This is a genomic window from Enterococcus sp. DIV0724b, assembly GCF_050531475.1.
In the GTDB taxonomy this organism is placed as follows: Bacteria; Bacillota; Bacilli; order Lactobacillales; family Enterococcaceae; genus Enterococcus_L; species Enterococcus_L haemoperoxidus.
The window spans coordinates 1-25,013 of the sequence record NZ_CP172890.1; the positions used below are offsets into that span (position 1 = coordinate 1).

General features: G+C 36.4%; 24 protein-coding genes. 18 read left to right on the top strand and 6 right to left on the bottom strand.

Going from position 1 to position 25,013, the window contains the following annotated elements; all coding sequences use genetic code 11:
* On the top strand, positions 1-1,344 hold the full coding sequence (dnaA, locus tag IGJ02_RS00005) for a chromosomal replication initiator protein DnaA (RefSeq protein ID WP_010762139.1): 1,344 nt from the start codon (positions 1-3) through the stop codon (positions 1,342-1,344).
* A gap of 200 nt (positions 1,345-1,544) precedes the next feature.
* Positions 1,545-2,675, top strand: a complete 1,131-nt coding sequence (gene dnaN / locus IGJ02_RS00010; protein WP_430602726.1) for a DNA polymerase III subunit beta — start codon at positions 1,545-1,547, stop codon at positions 2,673-2,675.
* A gap of 93 nt (positions 2,676-2,768) precedes the next feature.
* Here the strand turns inward: dnaN and IGJ02_RS00015 are convergent, their stop codons facing one another.
* Together IGJ02_RS00015 and IGJ02_RS00020 are read right to left on the bottom strand one after the other, a co-directional pair.
* Entirely contained in the window at positions 2,769-3,371 is a 603-nt protein-coding gene (locus IGJ02_RS00015) for a DUF2812 domain-containing protein (RefSeq protein WP_430602727.1), read from the bottom strand.
* Positions 3,372-3,380: 9 nt separating this feature from the next.
* Positions 3,381-3,689 (bottom strand): PadR family transcriptional regulator, encoded by a 309-nt coding sequence (locus tag IGJ02_RS00020; RefSeq protein ID WP_430602728.1) that lies wholly within the window; start codon positions 3,687-3,689, stop codon positions 3,381-3,383.
* A gap of 312 nt (positions 3,690-4,001) precedes the next feature.
* Here IGJ02_RS00020 and yaaA point away from each other — a divergent pair, with 312 nt between their 5' ends.
* From yaaA to IGJ02_RS00045, 5 genes are all read left to right on the top strand, one after another.
* A complete protein-coding gene (gene yaaA, locus IGJ02_RS00025) occupies positions 4,002-4,244 on the top strand; it encodes a S4 domain-containing protein YaaA (RefSeq protein ID WP_010762135.1) in 243 nt (80 codons plus the stop codon).
* The gene (gene recF, locus IGJ02_RS00030) at positions 4,231-5,358 is read left to right on the top strand and encodes a DNA replication/repair protein RecF (RefSeq protein ID WP_430602729.1); all 1,128 of its coding nucleotides are present in this window, start codon (positions 4,231-4,233) and stop codon (positions 5,356-5,358) included. The genes yaaA and recF overlap by 14 nt, the downstream gene beginning before the upstream one ends.
* On the top strand, positions 5,355-7,304 hold the full coding sequence (gene gyrB, locus IGJ02_RS00035; RefSeq protein ID WP_010762133.1) for a DNA topoisomerase (ATP-hydrolyzing) subunit B: 1,950 nt from the start codon (positions 5,355-5,357) through the stop codon (positions 7,302-7,304). The genes recF and gyrB overlap by 4 nt, the downstream gene beginning before the upstream one ends.
* 19 nt (positions 7,305-7,323) lie before the next feature.
* Positions 7,324-9,840 carry a DNA gyrase subunit A gene (gene gyrA, locus IGJ02_RS00040; protein ID WP_430602730.1) on the top strand — a complete coding sequence of 839 codons (2,517 nt, stop codon included), beginning with the start codon at positions 7,324-7,326 and terminating at the stop codon, positions 9,838-9,840.
* A 144-nt stretch (positions 9,841-9,984) separates the two neighbouring features.
* Positions 9,985-10,416, top strand: a complete 432-nt coding sequence (locus IGJ02_RS00045; protein WP_430602731.1) for a hypothetical protein — start codon at positions 9,985-9,987, stop codon at positions 10,414-10,416.
* Positions 10,417-10,547: 131 nt separating this feature from the next.
* Here IGJ02_RS00045 and IGJ02_RS00050 read toward each other — a convergent pair whose 3' ends face one another.
* Together IGJ02_RS00050 and IGJ02_RS00055 are read right to left on the bottom strand one after the other, a co-directional pair.
* Entirely contained in the window at positions 10,548-10,919 is a 372-nt protein-coding gene (locus IGJ02_RS00050) for a PaaI family thioesterase (protein WP_010762130.1), read from the bottom strand.
* 19 nt (positions 10,920-10,938) lie between these two features.
* Entirely contained in the window at positions 10,939-11,283 is a 345-nt protein-coding gene (locus IGJ02_RS00055) for a hypothetical protein (protein WP_010762129.1), read from the bottom strand.
* Positions 11,284-11,462: 179 nt separating this feature from the next.
* Here IGJ02_RS00055 and IGJ02_RS00060 point away from each other — a divergent pair, with 179 nt between their 5' ends.
* Together IGJ02_RS00060 and IGJ02_RS00065 are read left to right on the top strand one after the other, a co-directional pair.
* A complete protein-coding gene (locus IGJ02_RS00060; protein ID WP_010762128.1) occupies positions 11,463-11,846 on the top strand; it encodes a YccF domain-containing protein in 384 nt (127 codons plus the stop codon).
* A 255-nt stretch (positions 11,847-12,101) separates the two neighbouring features.
* Entirely contained in the window at positions 12,102-13,619 is a 1,518-nt protein-coding gene (locus IGJ02_RS00065) for a zinc ABC transporter substrate-binding protein AdcA (RefSeq protein WP_430602732.1), read from the top strand.
* A gap of 119 nt (positions 13,620-13,738) precedes the next feature.
* Here the strand turns inward: IGJ02_RS00065 and IGJ02_RS00070 are convergent, their stop codons facing one another.
* A complete protein-coding gene (locus IGJ02_RS00070; protein WP_034683609.1) occupies positions 13,739-13,918 on the bottom strand; it encodes a hypothetical protein in 180 nt (59 codons plus the stop codon).
* Positions 13,919-14,286: 368 nt separating this feature from the next.
* Here IGJ02_RS00070 and menB point away from each other — a divergent pair, with 368 nt between their 5' ends.
* The 6 genes from menB to menC all read left to right on the top strand — a co-directional run bounded on the left by menB (position 14,287) and on the right by menC (position 21,834).
* Positions 14,287-15,102, top strand: a complete 816-nt coding sequence (gene menB / locus IGJ02_RS00075) for a 1,4-dihydroxy-2-naphthoyl-CoA synthase (protein WP_010762126.1) — start codon at positions 14,287-14,289, stop codon at positions 15,100-15,102.
* 18 nt (positions 15,103-15,120) lie between these two features.
* The gene (locus IGJ02_RS00080; protein ID WP_430602733.1) at positions 15,121-16,593 is read left to right on the top strand and encodes an o-succinylbenzoate--CoA ligase; all 1,473 of its coding nucleotides are present in this window, start codon (positions 15,121-15,123) and stop codon (positions 16,591-16,593) included.
* Positions 16,590-17,960 carry an isochorismate synthase gene (locus IGJ02_RS00085; protein ID WP_430602734.1) on the top strand — a complete coding sequence of 457 codons (1,371 nt, stop codon included), beginning with the start codon at positions 16,590-16,592 and terminating at the stop codon, positions 17,958-17,960. Before IGJ02_RS00080 ends, IGJ02_RS00085 begins: the two co-directional genes overlap by 4 nt.
* Complete coding sequence (gene menD / locus IGJ02_RS00090) at positions 17,957-19,681, top strand: 2-succinyl-5-enolpyruvyl-6-hydroxy-3-cyclohexene-1-carboxylic-acid synthase (protein ID WP_430602735.1); 1,725 nt, start codon at positions 17,957-17,959, stop codon at positions 19,679-19,681. Before IGJ02_RS00085 ends, menD begins: the two co-directional genes overlap by 4 nt.
* A complete protein-coding gene (gene menH, locus IGJ02_RS00095) occupies positions 19,678-20,508 on the top strand; it encodes a 2-succinyl-6-hydroxy-2,4-cyclohexadiene-1-carboxylate synthase (protein ID WP_010762122.1) in 831 nt (276 codons plus the stop codon). Before menD ends, menH begins: the two co-directional genes overlap by 4 nt.
* Before the next feature lie 216 nt (positions 20,509-20,724).
* Entirely contained in the window at positions 20,725-21,834 is a 1,110-nt protein-coding gene (gene menC, locus IGJ02_RS00100) for an o-succinylbenzoate synthase (RefSeq protein ID WP_430602736.1), read from the top strand.
* 50 nt (positions 21,835-21,884) lie between these two features.
* Here menC and IGJ02_RS00105 read toward each other — a convergent pair whose 3' ends face one another.
* Positions 21,885-23,414, bottom strand: a complete 1,530-nt coding sequence (locus IGJ02_RS00105; RefSeq protein WP_430602737.1) for an AMP-binding protein — start codon at positions 23,412-23,414, stop codon at positions 21,885-21,887.
* Between the two features lie 304 nt (positions 23,415-23,718).
* On the opposite strand from IGJ02_RS00105, the gene rpsF reads away from it, so the two are divergent.
* From rpsF to rpsR, 3 genes are read left to right on the top strand one after another with little or no spacing between them, the layout of a single operon-like run.
* Positions 23,719-24,021 carry a 30S ribosomal protein S6 gene (rpsF, locus tag IGJ02_RS00110; protein ID WP_010762119.1) on the top strand — a complete coding sequence of 101 codons (303 nt, stop codon included), beginning with the start codon at positions 23,719-23,721 and terminating at the stop codon, positions 24,019-24,021.
* Between the two features lie 48 nt (positions 24,022-24,069).
* Positions 24,070-24,621 (top strand): single-stranded DNA-binding protein, encoded by a 552-nt coding sequence (gene ssb, locus IGJ02_RS00115; RefSeq protein ID WP_010762118.1) that lies wholly within the window; start codon positions 24,070-24,072, stop codon positions 24,619-24,621.
* A gap of 25 nt (positions 24,622-24,646) precedes the next feature.
* Positions 24,647-24,886 carry a 30S ribosomal protein S18 gene (gene rpsR, locus IGJ02_RS00120; RefSeq protein ID WP_010762117.1) on the top strand — a complete coding sequence of 80 codons (240 nt, stop codon included), beginning with the start codon at positions 24,647-24,649 and terminating at the stop codon, positions 24,884-24,886.
* Positions 24,887-25,013 lie beyond the last annotated feature (127 nt).

The following is a 25,013-nucleotide window of genomic DNA, read 5'->3' on the forward strand; positions in this document are numbered from 1 at the left end:
ATGCCCGATATGGAAAGTTTCTGGAAAGATCTGGAAGATACTTACCAATCTGTTTTATCTGCGCCAAGTTTTGACGCTTGGATAAAAACAACGCAACCGCTAAAGTTGGAGAATAACCAATTATGGTTAGAAGTTCCTTCTGCTGTTCATAAAGACTATTGGGAAAAGAATTTAGCCGCAAAAATCGTTGAAACCGGCTTTAAATTGACTGGTGCTGAAGTGATGCCTCATTTTGTTATTACTGGTGAAAAAGAAACGATGCCTGTCACAGAAGAGAAAAAAGCCCCTGTTACGCAAGAAAAAATTGCTGAACATGGGAAAAAAGCTTTGTTGAATCCAAAGTATTCTTTTGACACATTCGTTATCGGAAAAGGGAACCAAATGGCTCACGCTGCAGCCTTAGTTGTAGCAGAAGATCCTGGTTCTATCTATAATCCGTTATTCTTTTATGGCGGTGTTGGTTTAGGAAAAACACATTTAATGCATGCTATCGGTCATCAAATGCTGCAAAACCAACCAGATGCTAAAGTAAAGTACGTCAGTAGCGAAACATTTACAAATGAGTTTATCAATTCAATCCAAACCAAGAATTCAGAACAATTTAGAAAAGAATACCGAAATGTTGATCTTCTACTTGTCGATGATATTCAATTTTTAGCCGAAAAAGAAGCAACATTGGAAGAATTTTTCCACACCTTTAACGATTTGTATAACGAAAACAAACAAATCGTACTGACAAGTGATCGACCACCTAACGATATTCCAAAACTACCTGAACGGTTAGTTTCTCGTTTTGCTTGGGGCTTATCTGTAGATATCACGCCGCCTGATTTAGAGACTCGAATTGCCATTTTACGTAAAAAAGCCGATGCAGAACGCTTGGAAATTCCTGATGATACGCTTAGTTACATTGCCGGTCAAATCGATTCCAATATTCGTGAATTAGAAGGCGCTCTAGTCCGAGTTCAAGCATTTGCTACGATTAATGGTGAGGATATTACAACAAGTCTAGCTGCTGATGCATTAAAATCTTTAAAATCTGTCGGCAGTCAAAATCATCTATCGATTTTACAAATCCAAGAAGAAGTGGCAAAGTATTACCATATCCAATTAAAAGATTTAAAAGGCAAAAAACGTGTGAAATCAATTGTTGTTCCTAGACAGATCTCGATGTACCTTTCTAGGGAGATGACCGAAAATTCTCTACCAAAAATCGGTGCCGAGTTTGGCGGAAAAGATCATACTACGGTGATCCATGCTCACGAAAAGATCCAACAATTAATGGAAAAAGATCCGACAATTCAAAAAGAAGTTGGGGAAATCAAAAACTTGCTTAATTCATAGCCTGTGGATAAAAAAGTGAAAAAGCAAAAAGTTTTCCACAAGTTATGCACAGGTGGAAAACTTCTGTTTTATTTCATTTCCTGACTTTTCCACAGAATTAACAGGACCTACTACTTTTATTATTTATTTATATATAAATACAAAACTGTCTTAGCAAAAATTTATGCTTTTAAAATCAATTAAAAAGGAGTTCAATCATTATGAAATTAACCGTAAAAAGAAATACATTCTTACAAGAATTACAAACCGTTCAAAGAGCGATTTCTTCTAAAACTACTATTCCAATTTTAACAGGTGTAAAAATCGTTTTAACTGACGAAGGATTATCCCTAACAGGTAGTAACGCAGATATCTCTATTGAAAGTTTCCTAAGTAAAGAAGACGAAAAAGCTCAAATGACAATCGAATCAACAGGAAGTATTGTTTTACAAGCACGTTTTTTTGGAGAAATCATCCGTAAATTACCAGAAGATATGTTTACTTTAGAAGTGTTAGACAACAACCAAGTAGCAATCACATCCGGAAAAGCTGATTTTACAGTTAACGGATTAGATGCAGATAATTATCCACATCTTCCTGTAATTGATGCTAAAAACCAAATTCAATTACCAGTGCACCTGTTGACAAAAATTATCAATGAAACAGGTTTCGCAGTTTCTCTTCATGAAAGTCGTCCAATTTTAACGGGTGTTCACTTTATTTTAGAAAATCAAAAATTATTAGCTGTAGCAACAGATTCACATCGTTTGAGTCAACGAATCATCCCAATTGAACAAGCAGCTGAAAATTTCAATATTGTAATTCCAGGAAAAAGTCTGACTGAACTTTCTCGTTCATTTACAAATGAAGAAGAAATGGTCGAAATCAGTATCATGGAAAATCAAGTATTATTCAAAACACAAAATATGTATTTCTATTCTCGTTTGTTAGAAGGAAATTATCCTGATACAAATCGTTTGATTCCAACAAGCTTTAATACTGAAATTGATTTTTATGTTCCCGAACTTTTATCAGCCATCGATCGTGCATCTTTATTGTCACATGAAGGTCGTAATAATATTGTTCGTTTAGCTATTGCTTCTGATTCGGTTGTTCTTTATGGAAATTCTCCAGAAATTGGTAAAGTGGAAGAACCATTAAATTACGAAAAAGTAACAGGTGATCCATTGGAAATTTCTTTCAACCCAGATTATATGAAAGATGCCTTACGTGCATTTGGAGATATGAGCATTACAGTTAAATTTATTTCTGCGATTCGTCCATTTACCTTAGAACCAACAGAAACTGATTTAGACTTTATTCAATTGATTACGCCAGTTCGTACAAATTAAAAAATTTAAAAAAACGTGTGAGTGAAAAACTAAATTTCAGTTTTTCACTCACACATTTTTATGTTTATCGTAGCTAAGATCAAGATAGGGATATTATCCAGTCTCATATTTCTTTATAAGTTTTTTTGCTTTGGTTCCCATAATTGTAAAGTAGACAGCACCAAACATAAAAAACATCATAGGCATTATCTGAAGGCTCAAAAAGAATGTTTGCACAAGGATCATTCCAAACAATTGAAAACCAGTATATGCCCAAATACTTGAAGTCAAATACCATGAAGAGATATTTTCAAATGAAGGCTGCAACAGAAAGAAATAAAGAATCATCAATGTCGCCCATAGAATAGCTTGATCATATAAACGTTTATACCGTTCATTACTTGACGAAGCATCTGAAAATATATCTAAATCTTGATTGTTACTGTTTAAGGGTACAAAAAATTGAAAACCACTACTCTTTGTACCACTGATATGCTGCCAACCACTATCTTCAAATAAAGTCAGATACGCAATATAATCAGCTTTCTTTTTGAATGTCTGATAGTCAATTCTGTAATTCAGCGTTTTTGGCGCTATCTTTTCAAATGTATAGATACCCCAAACGTTATATTTTACCAGAGCCCAACCTTGTTCAGCCATTTCCTTTAAATACTGTTCTTCTTTTTTTATATCAATGAATAATTTTAACTTTTTCATTTGTTCCTCCTATAATAAATTGTCAGCAAGTATTACTAATTCTTTTAACCGTTCGACTTCAAGCTTTAAAACTTTTTTGCCAGCAGTTGTTAATTTGTATACGCGCCGACGTTTATCTTCTCCAGGAACCTCACAAATTAGCTTTTGTTTTAATAAATTCTCTGTTGCGCCATACATTGTGCCAGCTGCAATGCGTACTCGACCATTGCTTATTTCTTCTACTTTTTGCATGATGGCATATCCATGAGAAGGTTCAATGAGTGACATCATAATATAAAAAGTTGTTTCTGTTAGAGGTAAAATCTTATTGATAGTCATTTAGCGTACACCTTTTATAAAATTATTGTATACAGTGTGACTGTACAATTAGATTGTATATCGTTAGACTGTATAAGTCAATTATTTTTCAAAAAAATCCTTAAATGAGAAACACTGAAAAAAATTTTAAGAGACAAAACTTACAAATTTCTCCTTAAAATGCATTTTAAGCCTTTTTTAATCGATAGAATATTTTTTATCGATTGCATTCAAAATTGCTTAGAAAGAAAATTAGACGGATAAATTTGTTTTTTGACGTAAAAAAGAGTATAATATAAGAGTAAAAGTGAAGATAAAAAAGAGGGATGCATTTTGAAAAAGACGATTGTTTTAGAAACTGATTACATGACACTAGGTCAAGTCTTAAAAGAAGCCGACGTTATCAGCAGTGGCGGTGCTGCCAAATGGTATTTAGCCGAAAATAGTGTTTTCGTAGATGGGGAATTAGAGAATCGCCGCGGTAGAAAATTATATGCTGGTATGATGCTCGAGATACCTGAAGAAGGTACTTTTTTTATGGTCAAAAAAGGCGAGGCAGTCGATGAGACTGAATGAAATCGAGGTGCAGCATTATCGTAATTATGATGGGCTGACCTTAGATTTTCCTAAAACGTTAAATATTTTTCTAGGGGAAAACGCACAAGGCAAGACAAACCTCTTGGAAAGTATTTATGTTTTAGCAATGACTCGCAGTCACAGAACCAGTAACGAGAAAGAATTGGTTCATTGGGATTCCGATTCAGCAAGAATCAGCGGAGTTATTGAAAAAAAGACAGGAACGGTGCCGCTTGAGATCATTATTTCTAACAAAGGCCGCAAGACAAAAGTCAATCATATTGAACAGAAGCGTTTGAGTTCATATATCGGTCAACTAAATGTCATTTTATTTGCGCCAGAAGATTTATCGTTAGTTAAAGGCTCACCACAATTACGTCGTAAGTTTATCGACATGGAATTAGGTCAGGTCAATCCGATTTATCTATATGATTTGGTTCAATATCAGTCTGTCTTAAAACAACGTAATCAATATTTAAAGCAGTTAGCTGAAAAAAAACAGTCAGATCTTGTTTATTTAGATATTTTGACAGAACAATTGGCGGAATTTGGTGGTAAGGTTTTGTTTGCTCGCCTAGAATTTATCAAAAAATTAGAGCATTGGGCGAATTTACTGCACAAAAAAATCAGCCATGAAAAAGAAGAATTAGCGATCGACTATTTTTCAAGTATCCCGTTAGACAAAGAAAATATTTCACTAGAAGAGATCCAAAAGCAACTGCTGCAGAGCCTTCTTGACAATCGGAAACGCGAATTGTTTAAGGCAAATACTTTTTTAGGTCCTCATCGAGATGATCTGATTTTTAATGTAAATGGACAAAACGTCCAGACATATGGTTCACAAGGTCAACAAAGAACCACGGCTCTTAGCGTAAAGCTTGCGGAAATTGATTTAATGTATTCAGAAACAGGCGAATATCCTGTGTTGTTATTGGATGATGTCATGAGTGAGTTAGATAATGAACGACAATTGCACCTGCTAGAAACGATTGAAGGAAAGGTTCAGACTTTTTTAACAACGACAAGTTTGGATCATTTAAACAATAAATTAACTGTTGAACCAGATATTTTTTATGTTCATCAGGGAGAGATAGAGAGGGAAGCATCTATATGACAGAAGAAGAAAAAAACATGAAAGAACGTGCACAAGAATATGATGCCAGTCAGATTCAGGTATTAGAAGGTCTTGAAGCGGTTCGTAAACGTCCTGGTATGTACATAGGATCAACGAGTTCGGAAGGTTTGCATCACTTAGTTTGGGAGATCGTTGATAATTCGATCGATGAGGCTTTGGCAGGCTTTGCATCAAGTATCCAAGTAGTAATTGAGGAAGATAACAGTATTACCGTTGTCGATGATGGACGTGGGATTCCTGTCGGTATTCAAGCCAAAACAGGCAGACCAGCGGTAGAAACAGTCTTTACCGTACTTCATGCTGGAGGAAAATTCGGCGGTGGCGGATACAAAGTTTCCGGCGGACTTCACGGGGTAGGTTCTTCCGTTGTGAATGCTCTATCAACAACGTTAGATGTAAAAGTCTACAAAGAAGGTAAAATTTATTATCAAGAATTCCACCAAGGTGCTGTAAAAGATGATTTGAAAGTGATTGGTGACACAGATCGTCATGGAACGACTGTCCATTTTGTTCCAGATCCAGAAATTTTTACAGAGACAACTGTCTTTATCTTTGATAAATTAGCAACACGTGTTAGAGAGTTAGCGTTCTTGAATAAAGGGCTAAAAATTTCTATTGAAGATAAACGTGAAGAAAAACCAGTCTTGAAAGAGTATCATTACGAAGGTGGAATCAAGAGTTACGTAGAGCATTTGAATGCAAATAAAGATGTTTTGTTCCCAGAACCAGTTTTCATTGAAGGGGAACAGCAAGATATCATCGTTGAAGTCTCTATGCAATACACAGATGGCTACCATACTAACTTACTAAGTTTCGCCAACAACATTCATACGTATGAAGGCGGAACCCATGAATCAGGTTTCAAAACGTCATTAACACGTGTAATCAATGATTACGCCCGTAAACAAAAGATCATGAAAGAAAATGACGAAAACCTAACAGGGGAAGATGTTCGTGAAGGATTAACAGCGGTTATTTCTATCAAACATCCAGAACCACAATTTGAAGGACAAACGAAAACAAAATTAGGAAATTCAGAAGTTCGGACTGTTACAGACCGTTTATTCTCTGAGTATTTCAATAAATTCTTGATGGAAAACCCAACTGTTGGGAAACAAATCGTTGAAAAAGGCCTACTTGCTTCTAAAGCCCGTATGGCTGCTAAACGAGCACGTGAAGTAACGCGTCGTAAAGGAGCACTTGAGATCAGTAATTTACCTGGTAAATTAGCCGATTGTTCAAGTAAAGATCCTGAAAAATGCGAAATCTTCATCGTCGAAGGAGATTCAGCCGGCGGTTCAGCAAAACAAGGACGTAGCCGTGAATTCCAAGCGATTTTACCAATTCGTGGGAAAATCTTGAATGTTGAAAAAGCCAGCATGGATAAAATTTTAGCGAATGAAGAAATCCGTTCACTATTTACAGCGATGGGTACAGGCTTTGGTGCTGATTTTGATGTATCTAAAGCACGTTATCACAAATTAGTAATCATGACCGATGCCGATGTCGATGGTGCACATATCCGTACACTGTTGTTGACACTGTTCTATCGCTTCATGCGTCCGGTTGTTGAAGCGGGATATGTATATATCGCTCAGCCACCTTTATATGGAGTCAAACAAGGAAAAAATATCACCTACGTTCAACCAGGAAAAAATGCTGAGGAAGAACTAGCTCAAGTTTTAGAGAGCCTACCAGCCAGTCCAAAACCAAGCGTTCAACGTTATAAAGGTCTTGGAGAGATGGATGACCATCAATTATGGGAAACAACAATGGACCCTGAAAAACGTTTGATGTCACGTGTCAGCGTTGATGATGCAATCGAAGCCGATCAAATCTTTGAAATGTTGATGGGAGACCGTGTTGAACCACGCCGAGCATTTATTGAAGAAAATGCCCATTACGTGAAGAATCTAGATATTTAATGAAGAAGGAGATAAATTCATGAGTGAAGAAATCAAAGAGAACATTCAAGACGTCAATCTGACCAGTGAAATGAAAGAATCCTTCATTGATTATGCAATGAGCGTTATTGTGGCGCGTGCGTTGCCGGATGTTCGTGATGGGTTAAAACCGGTTCATCGCCGTATTTTATATGGGATGAATGAGTTAGGTGTAACACCAGACAAACCACATAAAAAATCAGCTCGTATCGTTGGGGACGTTATGGGTAAGTACCATCCACACGGAGATTCATCCATTTATGAAGCAATGGTACGAATGGCTCAACCGTTTAGCTACCGTAGTATGTTAGTTGATGGACACGGGAACTTCGGTTCTGTCGATGGTGATGGTGCTGCTGCCATGCGTTATACCGAAGCTAGAATGAGTAAGATTGCGTTGGAAATGTTACGTGATATCAATAAAAATACAGTCGATTTTCATGGAAACTATGATGATTCAGAACAAGAACCGGATGTACTGCCAGCACGTTTCCCTAACCTGTTAGTGAATGGAACGACAGGGATCGCTGTTGGGATGGCAACCAATATTCCACCTCATAATTTAGCGGAAGTAATCGAAGCTGCAAGTTTATTGATGGAAAATCCCGATGCAACAACCAATGAATTGATGGAAGTATTACCTGGACCAGATTTCCCAACAGGTGGTTTAGTTATGGGTAAATCAGGTATCCGTCGCGCCTATGAAACAGGTCGAGGATCGATTACAATTCGTGCTAAAGTTGAGATCGTTGATATGCCAAACGGTAAAGAGCGTATCTTAGTATCTGAATTGCCGTATATGGTCAACAAAGCTCGCTTGATTGAACGGATTTCAGAATTACATCGTGAAAAAAGAATCGAAGGAATCACTGATTTACGTGATGAATCTTCTCGTGAAGGTATGCGGATCGTCATTGATGTTCGTCGTGATGTCAGTGCCTCTGTTATCTTGAATAACCTTTATAAAATGACAGCATTGCAAACCTCTTTTGGTTTTAATATGTTGGCAATCGAAAAAGGGATTCCTAAGATTTTGAGCTTGAAAGAAATTCTTGAAAATTATATAGAGCATCAAAAAGAAGTTATTACACGTCGTACAGAATTTGATAAGAAAAAAGCTGAAGCGCGTGCTCATATCTTAGAAGGGTTACGAATTGCGTTAGATCACATTGATGAGATCATCGCAATTATTCGAAACTCAAAAGCAGATGATGAAGCAAAAGCTTCTTTGATTGAACGTTTTGAATTTTCAGATCGTCAAGCACAAGCGATTTTAGATATGCGTTTACGCCGTTTAACAGGTTTAGAACGTGATAAGATCGAAAATGAGTATCAAGAATTATTGAAATTTATTGCTGATTTGAATGATATTTTAGCTCGACCAGAACGTGTAGTTGAAATCATCAAAACAGAGTTAGGTGAGATTCATGATAAATACGGTGACGCTCGCCGTACAGAACTATTAGTCGGTGAAGTTCTAAGTTTAGAAGATGAAGACTTGATCGAAGAAGCCGAAGTCGTGATTACTTTGACGAACAATGGCTACATCAAACGAATGGCAAATAGTGAATTTAGAGCACAACGCCGTGGTGGTCGTGGTGTTCAGGGAATGGGTGTTCATGATGATGATTTCGTGAAAAATCTTGTTTCTTGTTCAACCCATGATACGTTATTATTCTTCACGAATAACGGTAAAGTCTATCGTGCTAAAGGATATGAAATTCCTGAATATGGCAGAACAGCTAAAGGAATTCCTGTAATCAATATGTTAGGTATCGACTCTAGTGAGAAGATCCAAGCAATCATCGCTGTTGAAGGACAAGCAGAAGAAGGACATTATCTATTCTTCACGACTCGTAAAGGGACTGTTAAACGTACAGCAGTCAAAGCATTCTCTAACATTAGAAGCAATGGTTTGATCGCAATCGGTCTAAAAGAAGATGATGAGCTAGTCAATGTTGTTTTAACGAATGGCGAACAAAACATGATCATCGGAACCCATAATGGTTATTCTGTGACATTTGCTGAAACAGCAGTCCGTGATATGGGACGTACAGCATCTGGTGTGCGTGGTATTCGTCTAAGAGAAGATGATTACGTCGTAGGAGCCTCTCTACTCGACGCTGACACGGAAGTTCTAGTGTTGACGGAAAATGGTTACGGCAAGCGTACAAAAGCCTCTGAGTACCCTGTGAAGGGCCGTGGCGGTAAAGGAATCAAGACAGCCAACATTACAGCGAAAAATGGGCCACTAGCAGGGCTTACGACTGTTCGTGGTGATGAAGATATTCTAGTGATCACCAATAAAGGTGTCATTATTCGTTTCAATGTCGATTCAGTTTCTCAAACAGGGCGTGCCACATTAGGTGTTCGTTTGATGAGAATGGAAGATGACGCAAAAGTTGTGACGATGGCAGTTGTAGAGCCAGAGCCAGATGAAATCGTTGAAGAAGTTGAGAGTGTAGAAACGACAGTTGTTGAAACTGATACATCAGACATAGAGACAACAGAAGAATAAATAAAAAAGAACATTTCAGTGGAAAGCTGAGGTGTTCTTTTTTTGCATCTTTTTTATATTCAAAAAAAACATAATATCGTTTTGCTTTGTTTTGAAAAAAAGTATGATTATAATAAGGGTAATAAGAAGTGAGAGGTAAAAAATATGACACAAGAAAAATTATTATTATCTAAAACTTTTTCAAAGCAATTAAATATTGGAACGGCATTATCTAACTTTCTTGAAAATATATTAGAAATATTTGGAGGAAAAACAACAATTTATGAACGTAGACCGATTACTTTTTCAGAGTATCTTTATGTTGAGATGATCACCTTCTCAAATGGTTTTCAGATCAGAACGAGCCTAAAGCGGAATCCGGAAACATTTGAAATAGAAGCATTTGCTTACTCTGAGCCGAATCATGTTTATTTATCAAATTTAACCTCAGAAGAGTTGAACTTGATGTATTTAGTTGTAAAAAAAGAAAGAGAAAAAATTATGAATCAAAAATATTCAGAAGTGGATCAAAGGGAATTAGAAGTGATGTCTTCTTTGCTAATGAAGCTAAAAGTTATCACAGGGGAGATCATTTAGCAAAAAGTTAAATGATCGTTTAAAAAGTGTCTCTTTATTTATTTTTGAATCCTTCATAATAAGCATTCAACGAATTAGAAACAAATAAAGAGGTTTGACAAAACTATTTTTACGTTTTGCCGAACCTCTATTTATGTATCCATTTTGCGACTCATCAATGTACAGCGACCAACTGCTGTCAGCTCATCTGAGGTGTTAAAAATTTTTCCTTCCCAAACTTGAACTGCTTGTCCGATTCGATCAGCAGTTGCAATTACTGTTAATGTACCATCAGAAACACCTTTTAAGTGATTGATTTGAAGATCAATACCGACTGCATAAGAATTCTCATCTAGCTGTTCATTCGCACCTAAACTACAGGCTGTTTCAATCAAAATACCATTCATTCCTCCATGTAAAATTCCATAAGGCTGTTTATGGAAATCTTCTATTTTCATTGTTAAAACTACTTTTTCTTTAGTTAGTTCAGTTGTTTTAACATTCAAATAGTCTAATAAATGCATACCAATCAATCCTTTCATATTATTGTTCAATCGACTCTAGAAATTTGAGAACTTTATCTAGATTTAATTCATGATAACGTAAAGAATCAAAATAAAACACTTTTTCTTTAGGATAATTCTTGATATCAAACTGCTTTTGCAATCCAGGTACACAAATAATGGCATCAGCTTTTTGAGCAATAACGTCGATATCAGCTATAGAGTTGTCTAAAACAGCTAACCAGTGACTACCCTCCTTTTCGAGGGCTCTATTTAACGTTGTTACTAGTTTATTTTGTTTAAACATCCCTAGAATATTACCATTGGGAAATTTATTTTTTCCAAGCATGGGTGTACTTTGATAAACTACAATTGCTGTACTCATAAAATCCTCTCCTTCTTAGTAAAAGAATGATTCATACTTACGATAGTAACTAAGTTATTGATTGTTCACAAGTGATTTTATATAATTTGGTAAATTTATGCTTTTAGTAGGAGTTTGTTTTCTATTTTTGTAGTATAATCTATTTTTATCTAATTAAAGTAGAAATAGGAGGAGTTAAGATGGGTTGTCTAGGAAATATTATTTGGTTTATCTTTGGTGGATTTTTTGGAGGATTGACTTGGCTTTTAGCAGGAATTCTTTGGTGCATTACGATTGTGGGGATTCCAATCGGATTACAGTGTTTTAAACTGGCAGGTCTAAGTTTTTGGCCCTTCGGTAAAAAAGTTGTGTACAGCACAAGTACTACCTCATTTTTAGTGAATATTCTTTGGCTGGTTTTTAGTGGCTTTTGGTTAGCGGTAGGTCATTGTGTCAGTGGCATTATTTTATGCGTGACAATCATTGGAATTCCATTTGGGATGCAGTCATTTAAACTAGCTAAGCTTGCGTTGATGCCCTTTGGAGCACAGGTAGTGCCTACAAATAGTGTTTATATGGAATAATATTAAAAAAGTAGATAAAGACCAAGAAAAAAGCGTAATTGTTTTTTTCTTGGTCTTTTATTTGTATCTTGACAACGATAAAAAATATTGTTATATTCTCATGTGGTTAAAACGTAATCGTTACGTTTTGTAGAACGCGAATCGGAAAGGAGCGGTCAAATGAACAATTAAATTCTTTAACAAATGCGTTTTTCGCACTAGTAATTATTTGTAAGGTGCGGTGCATCATAAATAAAATGATTGAGGAGATCAGAAATGAAAAAAAAGTTAAAACTAATTATCACAGGACTATTGTTACTAGGAGTTATTTTAACAGCTTGTACCAAACCGAAAACGGAAATAAAAGAGAATAAAAATAACAAACAGCTAATGATTGTTACCTCTTTTTATCCAATGTATGAATTTACAAGAAATATTGTTGGAGACATTGGAGAAGTTAGTTTAATGGTGCCTGCCGGAACGGAAGCCCATGATTATGAACCTTCTGCAAAAGAAATCGCTAAACTACAAGACGCAGATGCCTTTGTTTACAATAGTGAATACATGGAAACGTGGGTTCCTAAGATGGAGAAATCACTAAAAAATGTGAAGAGTATCAAAGCAAGTGAAGGTATGGTTCTTTTACCTGGTAGTGAAGATCACGATCATTCAGCAGAAGAAAATCACGATGGACATTCCCATGCGTATGATCCTCATTTATGGTTGAGTCCTTTTCGAGCGATCAAAGAAGTTGAAACGATCAGAGATGGTTTGATTAAACTTTTTCCAGAACAAAAAGCGACATTTACTAAAAATGCAGCTGATTATATCGAACAATTAACGGAGCTTAATGAGCTATATGAAACAAAATTAGCGAATGCCAAACAAAAGAATTTTATCACCCAACATACAGCTTTTTCATACCTAGCTTTGGATTATAATTTAAAACAAATACCAATTGCAGGAATTTCTCCTGATCAAGAACCACAGCCTTCTCGGATTGCAGAACTGAAAAAATTAGTTGAAGAAACAGGAATCAACTATATCTATTTTGAAGAAAACGCAAATGACCGAGTAGCGAAAACCTTAGCAAACGAGACAGGTGTTGAATTACTTGTATTAAATCCGTTAGAAGGCCTTACCAATGAAGATATGAAAGCTGGAAAAACATATATTAGCGTGATGAAAGAGAATTTGGAAGCATTGGTAAAATCAACAGACGTTACCCCTAAAAAAGAACTAACTGAAACTGCCGTAAACAAGACGGTCTCAAATGGTTATTTTGAGGACAAGAACGTTAAAGATCGTGCCCTTTCTGATTATGTAGGTGAGTGGCAATCGGTGTTTCCTTATTTAGAAGACGGCACGTTTGATCAAGTATTTGATTATAAAGAAAAACTAACGAAAAAAATGACGGCAGAAGAATACAAAGCCTATTATCAAAAAGGGTATCAAACAGACGTGGATCGAATTGATATTAGCAAGGATGCTATGACGTTTATAGTAGGGGATAAGAAGTATTCATCGAAATACAAATACGCAGGCAAAGAAATCTTAACGTATAAAGCAGGAAATCGTGGGGTTCGCTATTTATTTGAAGCCACAGAAGACACGCCGTATAAGTATGTTCAATTTTCAGATCATGGAATCGCACCGTCAAAAGCAGCACATTTCCATATTTATTTTGGTAATGAAAGCCAACAAAAGTTATTGGAAGAAATGGATAATTGGCCGACTTATTATCCTGTTGGTATGACTGGATTTGAGATAGCACAGGAGATGTTAGCGCATTGATAGTGATGTAAATCGTTAAATTTAAACCCATCAAAAATCAACTAGTTGAGATTTTTGGTGGGTTTATGTTTAGTTGTTTTTCTAAATCAAATTGCAAAACGGCAATGCAGAACGAGATACTACTCCACTTTAAATGCTTGATTTTTTTTAATTTTCTTTATAACCATTATATTTTGTCTAGTAAATTTCCATTCAATTTCACCACCCTCTAAACCGTCTATCATTCTAAATTTTCTATATTTGTGTATAATAGAAACATTGAAAACAATCTGCTCAGCTTTTAAATTATCTAGCTGCACAAGCTAGCTCTTCGGAAAAAAGATAAACTATAAATGAGGCAAAAAGCACCTTAGTTATAGTTTCCTACTTTCCTGTCGAGGCTGAATGAGCCTGCTCAGCTTTTAAACTATCTAGCTTCACGGGCTAGCCTTTCGGGAAAAAGATAAAAATGGAATGAGGCAAAAAGCACCTCAGTCAATTTTTCCTATTTTCCTGTCAAGGCTGAACGAGCCCGATCCGCTTTTATGTTATCTAGCTACGTAGGCTAGCCTCTCGGGAAAAAGACAAATTATGAATGAGGCAAAAAGCACCTCAGTCATAATTTCCTATTTTCCAGTCGAGGCTGGACGAGCCCACTACGCTTTTAAAATTATAAGGAGGTTTCCTAATGAGAAACTGGACAACGATCAAAGAATACGATGAAATTTTATTTGAACAAGAAGGAAAAGTAGCGAAAATCACGATTAATCGTCCTCAGGTGCATAATGCCTTTACACCAAAAACCGTTATGGAAATGATTGATGCATTCAACATTAGCCGTGATAAACAAGATGTTGGCGTCATTATTTTAACTGGTGCAGGAGACAAAGCATTTTGTTCTGGCGGAGACCAAAAAGTTCGCGGTCATGGTGGCTATGTAGGGGAAGATAGTGTTCCTCGTTTAAATGTATTAGATTTACAACGTTTGATTCGTGTGATTCCAAAACCTGTTATTGCAATGGTCAAAGGATATTCAATCGGCGGCGGAAATGTACTTCAACTTGTATGTGATCTAACGATTGCAGCGGATAACGCTAAATTTGGCCAAACTGGACCAAATGTAGGTAGTTTTGATGGCGGCTATGGTTCTGGTTATTTAGCTCGTGTGGTTGGTCATAAAAAAGCAAAAGAAGTGTGGTTCCTATGTAAACAGTATTCAGCTGAAGAAGCCTTGGATATGGGCTGGATCAATACAGTGGTACCTTTGGCAGATGTTGAAGATGTTACAATGGAGTGGGCAGAAGAAATGCTGAAGAAAAGCCCTCTTGCATTGCGCATGATCAAAGCTTCTTTAAATGCTGATACAGATGGATTAGCTGGGATTCAGCAATTAGCAGGAGATGCAACGTTACTTTATTACACAATGGATGAAGCCAAAGAAGGACGCGATTCTTTTAAAGAAAAACGTGACCCTGATTTCGACCAATTCCCTAAATTTCCATAAAATAAAAGGGTGAAAAAAATGAGTAGTTGGCTGCAAAAACAAGTGAATGAAAGACCTGATCACCCTGCTTTTTATTGGCAGGATGAAGCCTGGACATTTGCTGAGGTTGCTCAAGAGGTCAAGCAATGGACAGCATCGTTTTCGTTAAAGATACCAAATAAAGAAAAACGAGTTGCTCTATTTAGCCGTAATTCAAAAGAAATGTATTTTTCAATTTTAGCTTTGTGGGAATTAGGTAAAGAGCTAGTTTTATTAAATACACATTTAAGCTTACAGGAACTCCACTACCAATTGACCGATTCAAAGGTGAAACTGGTGGTGGTTTCTACTGAAAGTTTGCCATTTTTTACTGAATTGGATCAATTAACACTAATTGAAATGATAGAGCCAGAAGGTACTGAAGCAGTTGTAGAAACAGAAATAGACTCCATCTATCAACTTAAAGCTACGGCTTCAATCATGTACACATCAGGTACGACAGGAAATCCTAAAGGTGTCGTGCAGTGTTTTAGTAATCATTTGGCTAGTGCTATGGCAACGCAAGAAAATATGAACATTACAGATGAAGATTGTTGGCTGTGTCCAGTACCGTTATTTCACATTAGCGGTTTGTCGATCATTATTCGTCAATTAGTGCTGGGGTGCAGTTTCCGTTTATATCATAAATTTGATGCAAAAATAGTCACAAATGATTTAGCCGAAGGTCGGGGGACCGTGATTTCTGTTGTGGCGATTATGCTGCAAGAATTACTGGAAAATTATCCTAAGAAGGGCTATAGCTCAGCTTTTAAAGCAATGTTACTTGGTGGTGGACCGATTTCTCCCAAAGCGTTGGAAAAATGTGAAAGCTATGGTATTCCTGTGATTCAATCATATGGAATGACCGAAACCTGCTCTCAAGTCGTGGCACTAAGCTTTAAAGATGCGGGAAATAAAATTGGTTCTGCTGGTAAACCATTGATGGGGATGGCAATCAAGATCGTTGATGAACAAGAAAAACGAGTGGCTCCGAATGAAGTTGGAGAGATTCTATTAAAAGGAAAGAATGTCGTTCGTGCGTATTTAAATGGTGAACAATGGCAAACGGTAAAATGGACAGTAGATGGCTGGTTTAAAACGGGTGATATGGGGTATTTAGATGAAGAAGGTTATCTGTATTTAGTGAGCCGTTTAAGTGAGTTGATTATTTCAGGCGGCGAAAATATTTACCCCACAGAAATTGAACATGTAATTCAAGAGTTTCCTGGGGTAAAAGAAGTTGCCGTAGTTGGTGAAGCCGATGCAAAATGGGGCGCTGTTCCAGTAGCTTACATTGTTGGAGAATCAACGATCACAACAGAAAGAATCAATACATTTGCCAAACATTATTTAGCAAAATATAAACTACCTAAACGAATTTATTTGTGCCATTCACTGCCTAAAACAGCTAGTGGGAAATTAGCGAAACACCGCTTAACAACAAGAGAAAGGGAGGCTTTTTTAAGCAAATGAGCATTCCTAAAGAATTAGAACAAGCTTATGAAGATGGCTATCGTCAATTTAGTTGGGTCAAAGAAATAAATGAAAATACAGTTTCTTTGCGTACTTCTTTTGAGAAGGGGCAAAAAGCATTTAAAGGGAAACGTTTTTATTGGCAAACACCTGATAAAAATTTTACGCTAGTCGGTTTCGGTAAAGAAAAAGAATTAGTGCATGATCAAGCTTCATTTGAACAAGTAGATGCATTTATTTTAGGAGAAAAAGATAAAATTTATCAAAATTGTTCTGTTTCTGGAACAGGGGCTATTTTATTTGGAGGATTTGCTTTTGATAGCAAGCATTCTAAGCAAAATGACTGGGGAATGATGGAACAAGGGCTGTTTTATTTACCGACTTTTTTACTTACAGAAACCGCTGGAAAACAGTATCTTACGCTGAATTTCAGTGCAGAAAATAAAGAAATAGTACAGCAAAAGTGGTTGGAACTCACATCTCAATTCGCAGAAATAATGGATACTCAGGCGATAGAAGAAAAAGATACTACCAAAATAAAAGCAGAAGAAATCGCTGTGTCCGAATGGATGACGGTAGTTGATGAAACGGTAGCAAAATTAAGAGAAGCAGGTCCCTTAGAGAAAGTTGTTTTGGCAAGAAGGATGGAAGTGAAAAGCGACCGTCCATTTCAGGCAGAGGTCATTTTAAAGAATCTTCAACAACAGCAAACTAATACGTACTTTTTTGTGTTTGAATCGAATGAACATGTCTTTATTGGGGCTACGCCGGAGCGCTTATTGAAAGCTTCTACAAAGACTTTTTCAACGGCCAGTATCGCAGGTTCTGTTTCACGTGGAACAACGGAGACAGAAGATGATGCGCTAGGTAACTATTTATTGAATGATATGAAGAATAAACAAGAGCATAAAATTGTTGTAGATAGAATCATCAAAGAATTAGAAAAAATGACAGGGACTTCTATACAAGTTCAGAAACCAGAATTACTAAAGAATCGCGATATTCAGCATTTACATCTACCGATTGAAGGACAGCGACAAAAAGAGTATCGTTTCTTAAAAGGCATTCAACAGTTACATCCAACACCCGCATTAGGCGGTGAACCGAAGGAATTAGCTTTGGCATGGCTTAAAGAACATGAACGGTTAGATCGAGGTTTATATGGCGCTCCAATCGGCTGGGTCGCTATTAAAGAAGATGTAGGAGAATTTGCGGTTGGGATTCGTTCAGCAGTATTTTCTGATAATGTCGGTTACTTATACGCGGGTTGTGGGATTGTGAAAGACTCTGTAGCAGAACAAGAGCGAATAGAGACGAAAATCAAATTTCAACCGATGTTAAGAGGAATAGGGGGGGACGAATCATGACAAATCAAAGTGATATGACAAATTATTTACAAACCTTTGTTGAAGGGATGATCAGCAGCGGGGTAGAGCAAGCTGTGATAAGTCCTGGTTCTCGTTCTACACCATTAGCATTATTGTTGCATCGACAAGAAAAAATCGAAACCTTCATTGAAGTTGATGAACGATCTGCGGCCTTTTTTGCCTTAGGATTAAGTAAAACTAGTCTCAAACCAGTTGTGTTATTGTGTACATCAGGAACGGCCGCAGCAAATTATTATCCAGCGATTTGCGAAGCAAATGCTAGTCATATTCCATTGATCATTTTAACAACAGATCGGCCGCATGAATTACGACAAGTAGGGGCACCTCAAGCAATGGATCAATTCCATTTATTTCAAAACCATGTAAAAGAATTTATAGAAATGGCAATTCCAGAAGGAACTAAAACGATGCTGGATTATGCTTATTGGCAAGGAATGCGTGCTACAGATACTGCGTGCCAAATACCCAAAGGTCCTATTCATTTGAACTTTCCGCTGCGAGAACCTTTACTACCAGATTTAGATCGAACGTTGATTATTGAAAAGGCAACTGAAATATTAGTAGGTAAAAAGCAATTGTCAGAAGAGCAACTGCTTGAATGTGTTGATGCTTGGCAAGAAAAAAAAGGTGTTTTAGTTATTGGTGGAAGTCATACGCCAAAAGAAGCTGAAGTATTTATAAAATTAGCAGAAACCTTAAATTGGCCGATCATTAGTGATCCACTAGCAAATATCACATCATGTGGTAAAACTAGTCCTTTGATCATGAACTATGCGGATCTTTTTATCCAAGAAGTTGAAATGTCCCAACGACCAGAAGTAGTGGTCCGCTTTGGTATGTTGCCTATCTCTAAAAATACGATGTTCTGGCTACAATCACTCGATGATGCGACAACAATCTACTTTGTTGATGAAGTGGGTGACTGGCAGGATCAATTAAAACAAACTCAAGTTGCCATCCAGGCAGAAGAACAAACTTTTGCTCGAGCAATCATAGAAAAGGTTAAAGTTAAAACAGTGGATTCGTGGTGTAATCAGTGGATTGATTGGCAATTAACAACGGAACAACAATTAAATGAACTTAGCGACATGAACACATTAAATGAAACAACAGCAAGTATTCTTGTTCATAAAAAAATGGCAGAAAACGGTCAGTTGTTTGTTTCGAACAGTAATGCGATTCGCTTTTTAGATCGTTTTTCAACGGCGGAAGCAAATCATTACCAGTTATTTGGTAATCGAGGAATCAATGGTATTGATGGTATTGTTTCAACGGCTTTAGGAATGTGTGCGACTAATCCAGATCGTCAAAATGTCTTGTTGATTGGTGATTTAGCGATGTATCATGATATGAATGGTCTACTATTAGCTAAACGCTATAATCTGCCTTTGACAATTGTTTTATTGAACAACAATGGCGGTGGTATTTTCTCTTTTCTTTCACAACGTCAGTTAGAAGTGGCTGATTTTGAACCTATTTTTGGAACGCCGATTGATTTAGACTTTTCTTTAGTTGCTCAATTATATAATGCAAAATATATAAAAGCTGAGAGTTTGGAACAGTTAGCGTTATTATTGGATGCCACCCAGAAACAGCCAAAATTCCAAATAATTGAAGTTGTTGGTGACCGTCAGGAAAATGTTCAACTATACGAAAAAGTGGTTGCAGGATTAAAAGAAAAATTTGGGAAAAACAAATGAATACGACTATAAATGGCGTAAAATATTATTATGAATGGATTTCACCCTATGAAGAAAACCGACCAACATTGGTTTGTCTTCATGGGTTTACAGGCACTAGTCAGACCTTTGTACCAGTTTTTCAAAAAGAAAATGGACTCAATATTTTAGCAATTGATTTGATTGGCCATGGCAAAACGGATTGCTATGTCCATCCATATCGTTATCAAATGGATTGCTTGTGTCAAGATATTGCATTATTGACCGAAGGGTTAGGTATAGTTGAGTTTTCTTTATTAGGCTATTCAATGGGCGCTAGAGTGGCTTTAGGATTCACCTGTCTATTTCCTCAAAAGATTCATCAACTGATCTTAGAGAGTGGTTCTCCGGGTTTAAAGAGCATGTCAGAACGAATGATGCGCAAATGTGCTGATGAACATCTAGCTGGTTTTATTATGAGTCACTCTATTGAAGCCTTTGTTGATAAGTGGGAGAATCTGTCTCTTTTTGATAGTCAAAAGCGATTATCAACTAAAGTTCAGAGAACGCTTCGTCAAGAGCGGTTATCTCAACAAGCTTTTGGATTGGCCTGTAGTTTATGGTTTATGGGGACTGGGGTTCAACCTGATTTTTGGCAAGAGTTGGACAAGATAAAAGCACCCATGTTATTGATAGTAGGAGAATTAGATGCTAAATTTCAACACATCGCCCAAAGTATGCAGAAAAATCACCCCAATATATCTATTGAAATCGCAAAAGATGCTGGTCACTGTATTCATTTGGAAAAACCAGAGATAGTTGAGAAAGTCGTTTATACGTTTTTAGCTAGCTACAAAATCAATCCTTAAGAAAATAGGAAATTTTCAGTAAAACAAAGAGGAACTCAGGGTTAATTTTTTAATTTACTTACAGGATTATCCTGTTTGTTATACTTGTTAGTGCACAAGCTAGTTCTTCGGAAAAAAGATAAAATCTGTTTGAGGAAAAGAATGTTGCCTGCAGATGATCTTATTTTTTTATCAGAGCAAAACAGCTTGTTCCGTTTTTAAAAGGAGGAAACTAAGTTGGAAATTCACCGTATCGATCGTTATCGTGTTCGACTGCCTTTAAAGAGTCCATTTGAAACAAGTTATGGTCGTTTAACAGAGAAAGCTTTTGATATTTTATTAGTGACAGATGAATTGGGTAATCAAGGTATAGGAGAATTGGTTCCTTTTGAACAGCCAGATTACATAGAAGAGACAATCGATACAGCTAGAATTATCATTGAAAAACATTTGATTCCGTTATTGATAAATGCAGATATTCAACATCCTAAGGAAGTCTCCGTGCTATTTGAGGAAGTAAAGGGCAATCAAATGGCTAAATCTAGCCTTGAAACAGCAATCTGGGACTTATATGCCAAACGTAGCAACAAGAGTCTGAAAACGTATTTTAATGATACCAGAACACAGATTCCAGTTGGTGTTAGTATTGGGATTCAAACTGATCTAACAAAATTAACAGATCAAATTACAAAGTATATTGATCTTGGATATAAAAGGATCAAATTGAAAATACGTCCAGGTTATGATTTAAAACCAATCGAAGCTATTCGACAAAAATTTCCTGATATTCTGTTGATGGTCGATGCCAATTCAGCCTATACTATTAAGGATATTCCGCACCTAAAGCAATTAGATACGTATAATTTAGCAATGATCGAACAGCCCTTTGCGGCGAATGATTTTCTGGATCACGCACAATTACAAAAAGAAATAAAGACCGATATTTGTTTAGATGAAAACATTCGATCGCTTAAAGATTGTGAATTAGCTTATTCTTTGGGGAGTTGTCGAAGTATCAATTTAAAGATTCCTAGAGTAGGTGGGATTACAGAAGCTATGAAAATAGCCGATTTCTGTAAAGAAAAAGAGCTGCTTGTTTGGTTGGGGGGAATGTTTGAATCTGGTATAGGGAGAGCGTTGAATTTACAATTTGCTTCTCAAAAAATCTTCACTTTTCCAGGAGATATTTCTGCTTCTGAACGTTATTACTATGAAGATATTTTGACAGAGCCTATTGAAATGAAACAGGGTGAAATTAGAGTGCCAGATGGAGTAGGAATAGGTGTTTGTCTATCCCGAGATTCATTATTAAAACATGGTGTTTATGATACATTATTTACTAACTAAAAAGAATCACAGACTGGAATTAAATAGTCTGTGATTCTTTTTAGTTAATGCTATTTATTTTCTTTCAAAGCTTTCTCAATCTGTAATCGTTGGACTTTCATCGTAGCTGTACGAGGAATTTCGTCCCACTCCATAATAATCGGTTTATTTAAATGTGGTAAATCAGTCACTTGTTCCCACCAAGCATCCCAATCCATCCCTTGTTTTGGATCAACAGCTAAAATTGGTTGAGGAGAATTATCTTTCGCTCTAACAATGATTACTTCTTGAAGAAAATCAAGCGCATCTAACAAATGATCCTCGATCGCCAAATTACTATCAATTTTATCAATCAAATCTACTTGACGGTCTTTAAGGAATAAATGACCATTTTCATCCATAAAACCATAATCACCGCTGTCCCACCAAGGGCCAAAAACAGTTGATTGGAAACGTTCATCTTCTTTATAGTAAGTTAGTGCACGCCCTTTAGATAAAAATTGGATATGTCCATCTGTCATAGCAGGTAAAACATTGCCTTCTTTATCTGCAATTCGTGCTTCAGTCAATCCTTCTAAACCAACCCCCATATCACGAGCGTCGGACGTTTTAAGAGAGTCTAAAGTATGAGCTTTCAAGATCATTGGGCCACATTCACTTTGCCCATACACTTGAAGGAAAATTGGATCATTCTTCTCTGAAGCTTTTAAAAAACTTGCCATTGTAGCATTGTTGATAGCATCAAAAGTAGAGTGATAATAACGAACACTTGCAAAAGCTTCAGGCTGTCTTTTTGCCAAAGATGTCCACTGAACGAAATTGTTAGGGTGTGTTTCAACAGCGATCGGTTGATGCTCTGAAAGCATTTTTGAAACGGATTCGCTATTTGAGATCGATAATGGCATCATCGGAAACCCCATTGCCATCAAAGAAGAGATTCCAATATTAAAACGAGAATGGACTGGTGAAATATGAAATCCAACAAGTTTCTTATCGGCAATTTTTGTGAAAATCGTTTTTTGCCACTTTGTACGCCAGCCCATAGAATTAGCAGAGTGACAAATCAATTTAGGAATTCCAGTTGTTCCAGATGTGTGTGTCATATAAGCAATCATATCTTTAGGTAATTCTACTTGGGGTACCTTGTTAGCAGGAGCTTGTAAAAGTGCTGCGACTGAAATCTGTTTTTCAGGAGCACTATTTTTTACGTTCCTAATTTTCTCTTCTGTTTCTTCATCAAACAGGATAAACGGATCTTCTAAACGATCGACAAAGACTTCAATTGTTTCAGCTGGAAAATGATAAGAAATCATCGCTGGAACAGCACCTAAATAAGAAGCAGCCACTGCCAACAAATACGTATCGAATTTTGAGCTTTTGAAAATAATGATTTTATCTTCAGCTTTCACACCTAAACTAGCTAGTTGATAAGCGCGGTTTAAAATTGCCTCGTGACTTAATTGATAAGTGTAGCTAGTTCCAAGTTCAGGAAAAGCCGGCAAAGATTCATCATGAATAATGGCAGTTTCTGGGTTATTACGTGTAGCCTCAAGATAATTCGTGTACAAGTTGAGCGGTTGGTATTCTAACAATTGATTCAATGTAACAGCATCCTTTCAAACGACATAAAATTATTTGTGTAATTTCGAACAAGGATAGTATACCACGAAAAATAAATAACCTGAATTATAAGTAAAAAGTGAAACTAGCGGATTTATACGTATATTAAAGTAAGACATGAGAGAAAAAATGATTGCAAAAAAAAGATCAAAAATTGCTAATAACACTTGATTTTATCAGCTTTTAGCTGTATAATGAAACATTGTGAGTAGTCTATATATTTTAGATAACTCTCCTTGCTCTTAGCAATCTAAGAGCCTAAAGTCCATAGGGAGGTGAAAATCAATGAGTCAAGTTACGAATTATGAAGTTATGTATATTATTCGTCCGAACATTGATGAAGAAGCAAAAACTGCTTTAGTAGAACGTTTCGACACAATTTTGAAAGATAACGGAGCAGAAGTTATCGAATCAAAAGATTGGGAAAAACGCCGCTTAGCATATGAAATGAACGGATTCCGTGAAGGCATCTATCATATCGTTAAAGTATCTTCTCCATCAACTGCAGGAGCAATCAATGAATTTGATCGTCTTGCTAAAATCAATGACGATATTATCCGTCACATGATTATCAAGGAAGAAGCATAACCAAATGTTTCACGTGAAACATTTGGATTGACGAAAGGAGATGTTTAAATGATTAACAACGTTGTATTAGTTGGAAGACTAACAAAAGATCCCGATTTGCGATATACATCTAGTGGTTCAGCAGTTGCGACATTTACTTTAGCAGTAAACCGTAACTTTACGAATGCAAATGGAAATCGCGAAGCAGATTTTATTAACTGTGTGATTTGGCGTAAACCTGCTGAAACAATGGCAAACTATGCGCGTAAAGGTACATTATTAGGCGTAACTGGTCGTATTCAAACTAGAAATTACGAAAATCAACAAGGTCAACGTGTTTACGTGACCGAAGTTGTATGTGAGAATTTCCAGTTGTTAGAGTCTCGTTCTGCATCAGAACAAAGACAAACAACAGAAGGATCAGATTCGACACCAAGTTATAATGCTGGTGGCGGAAGTTTCCAACAACCACAGAATAATAATTTTTCAGGGCAAAACAATTTTAATCAATCATCCTCTCAGTCTAGCAATAACGGTATGCCTGATTTTGATAGAGATTCTGATCCATTTGCTGGAACAGGTTCTACTATTGACATTTCAGATGATGATTTACCATTCTAAACGAATTTGATAGGAGGGAATAAGAATGGCACAACAAAGAAGAGGCGGACGTAAACGTCGTAAAGTCGATTATATCGCTGCTAACCATATTGAATATATTGATTATAAAGATATCGAATTATTAAAAAAATTCATTTCTGAACGTGGGAAAATTTTGCCACGTCGTGTAACAGGTACTGGTGCTAAGAACCAACGCAAATTAACAATTGCAATCAAACGCGCACGTATCATGGGCTTATTACCATTTGTTGGTGAAGAGCAATAATATAGAATTATGAGAATCAAAGAACTAGTTTCTTTGGTTCTTTTTTTATTTAATTTATTGATAAAATGGAACGAAGCTTTTATATTATATAACTCAAAATAAGCTATATAGAGATACTGAAATGTTT

Coding starts and splice junctions, on each gene's coding strand:
- IGJ02_RS00020 (WP_430602728.1), bottom strand. CDS start 3,689: ATGACTATCAATAAGATTTTACCTCTAACAGAAACAACTTTTTATATT.
- IGJ02_RS00065 (WP_430602732.1), top strand. CDS start 12,102: ATGAAAAAAAAGTTAAAACTAATTATCACAGGACTATTGTTACTAGGA.
- gyrB (WP_010762133.1), top strand. CDS start 5,355: ATGACAGAAGAAGAAAAAAACATGAAAGAACGTGCACAAGAATATGAT.
- IGJ02_RS00085 (WP_430602734.1), top strand. CDS start 16,590: ATGAGCATTCCTAAAGAATTAGAACAAGCTTATGAAGATGGCTATCGT.
- dnaN (WP_430602726.1), top strand. CDS start 1,545: ATGAAATTAACCGTAAAAAGAAATACATTCTTACAAGAATTACAAACC.
- rpsR (WP_010762117.1), top strand. CDS start 24,647: ATGGCACAACAAAGAAGAGGCGGACGTAAACGTCGTAAAGTCGATTAT.
- menD (WP_430602735.1), top strand. CDS start 17,957: ATGACAAATCAAAGTGATATGACAAATTATTTACAAACCTTTGTTGAA.
- ssb (WP_010762118.1), top strand. CDS start 24,070: ATGATTAACAACGTTGTATTAGTTGGAAGACTAACAAAAGATCCCGAT.
- dnaA (WP_010762139.1), top strand. CDS start 1: ATGCCCGATATGGAAAGTTTCTGGAAAGATCTGGAAGATACTTACCAA.
- menB (WP_010762126.1), top strand. CDS start 14,287: ATGAGAAACTGGACAACGATCAAAGAATACGATGAAATTTTATTTGAA.
- recF (WP_430602729.1), top strand. CDS start 4,231: ATGAGACTGAATGAAATCGAGGTGCAGCATTATCGTAATTATGATGGG.
- IGJ02_RS00045 (WP_430602731.1), top strand. CDS start 9,985: ATGACACAAGAAAAATTATTATTATCTAAAACTTTTTCAAAGCAATTA.
- IGJ02_RS00050 (WP_010762130.1), bottom strand. CDS start 10,919: ATGCATTTATTAGACTATTTGAATGTTAAAACAACTGAACTAACTAAA.
- menH (WP_010762122.1), top strand. CDS start 19,678: ATGAATACGACTATAAATGGCGTAAAATATTATTATGAATGGATTTCA.
- IGJ02_RS00060 (WP_010762128.1), top strand. CDS start 11,463: ATGGGTTGTCTAGGAAATATTATTTGGTTTATCTTTGGTGGATTTTTT.
- IGJ02_RS00080 (WP_430602733.1), top strand. CDS start 15,121: ATGAGTAGTTGGCTGCAAAAACAAGTGAATGAAAGACCTGATCACCCT.
- IGJ02_RS00015 (WP_430602727.1), bottom strand. CDS start 3,371: ATGAAAAAGTTAAAATTATTCATTGATATAAAAAAAGAAGAACAGTAT.
- IGJ02_RS00055 (WP_010762129.1), bottom strand. CDS start 11,283: ATGAGTACAGCAATTGTAGTTTATCAAAGTACACCCATGCTTGGAAAA.
- rpsF (WP_010762119.1), top strand. CDS start 23,719: ATGAGTCAAGTTACGAATTATGAAGTTATGTATATTATTCGTCCGAAC.
- gyrA (WP_430602730.1), top strand. CDS start 7,324: ATGAGTGAAGAAATCAAAGAGAACATTCAAGACGTCAATCTGACCAGT.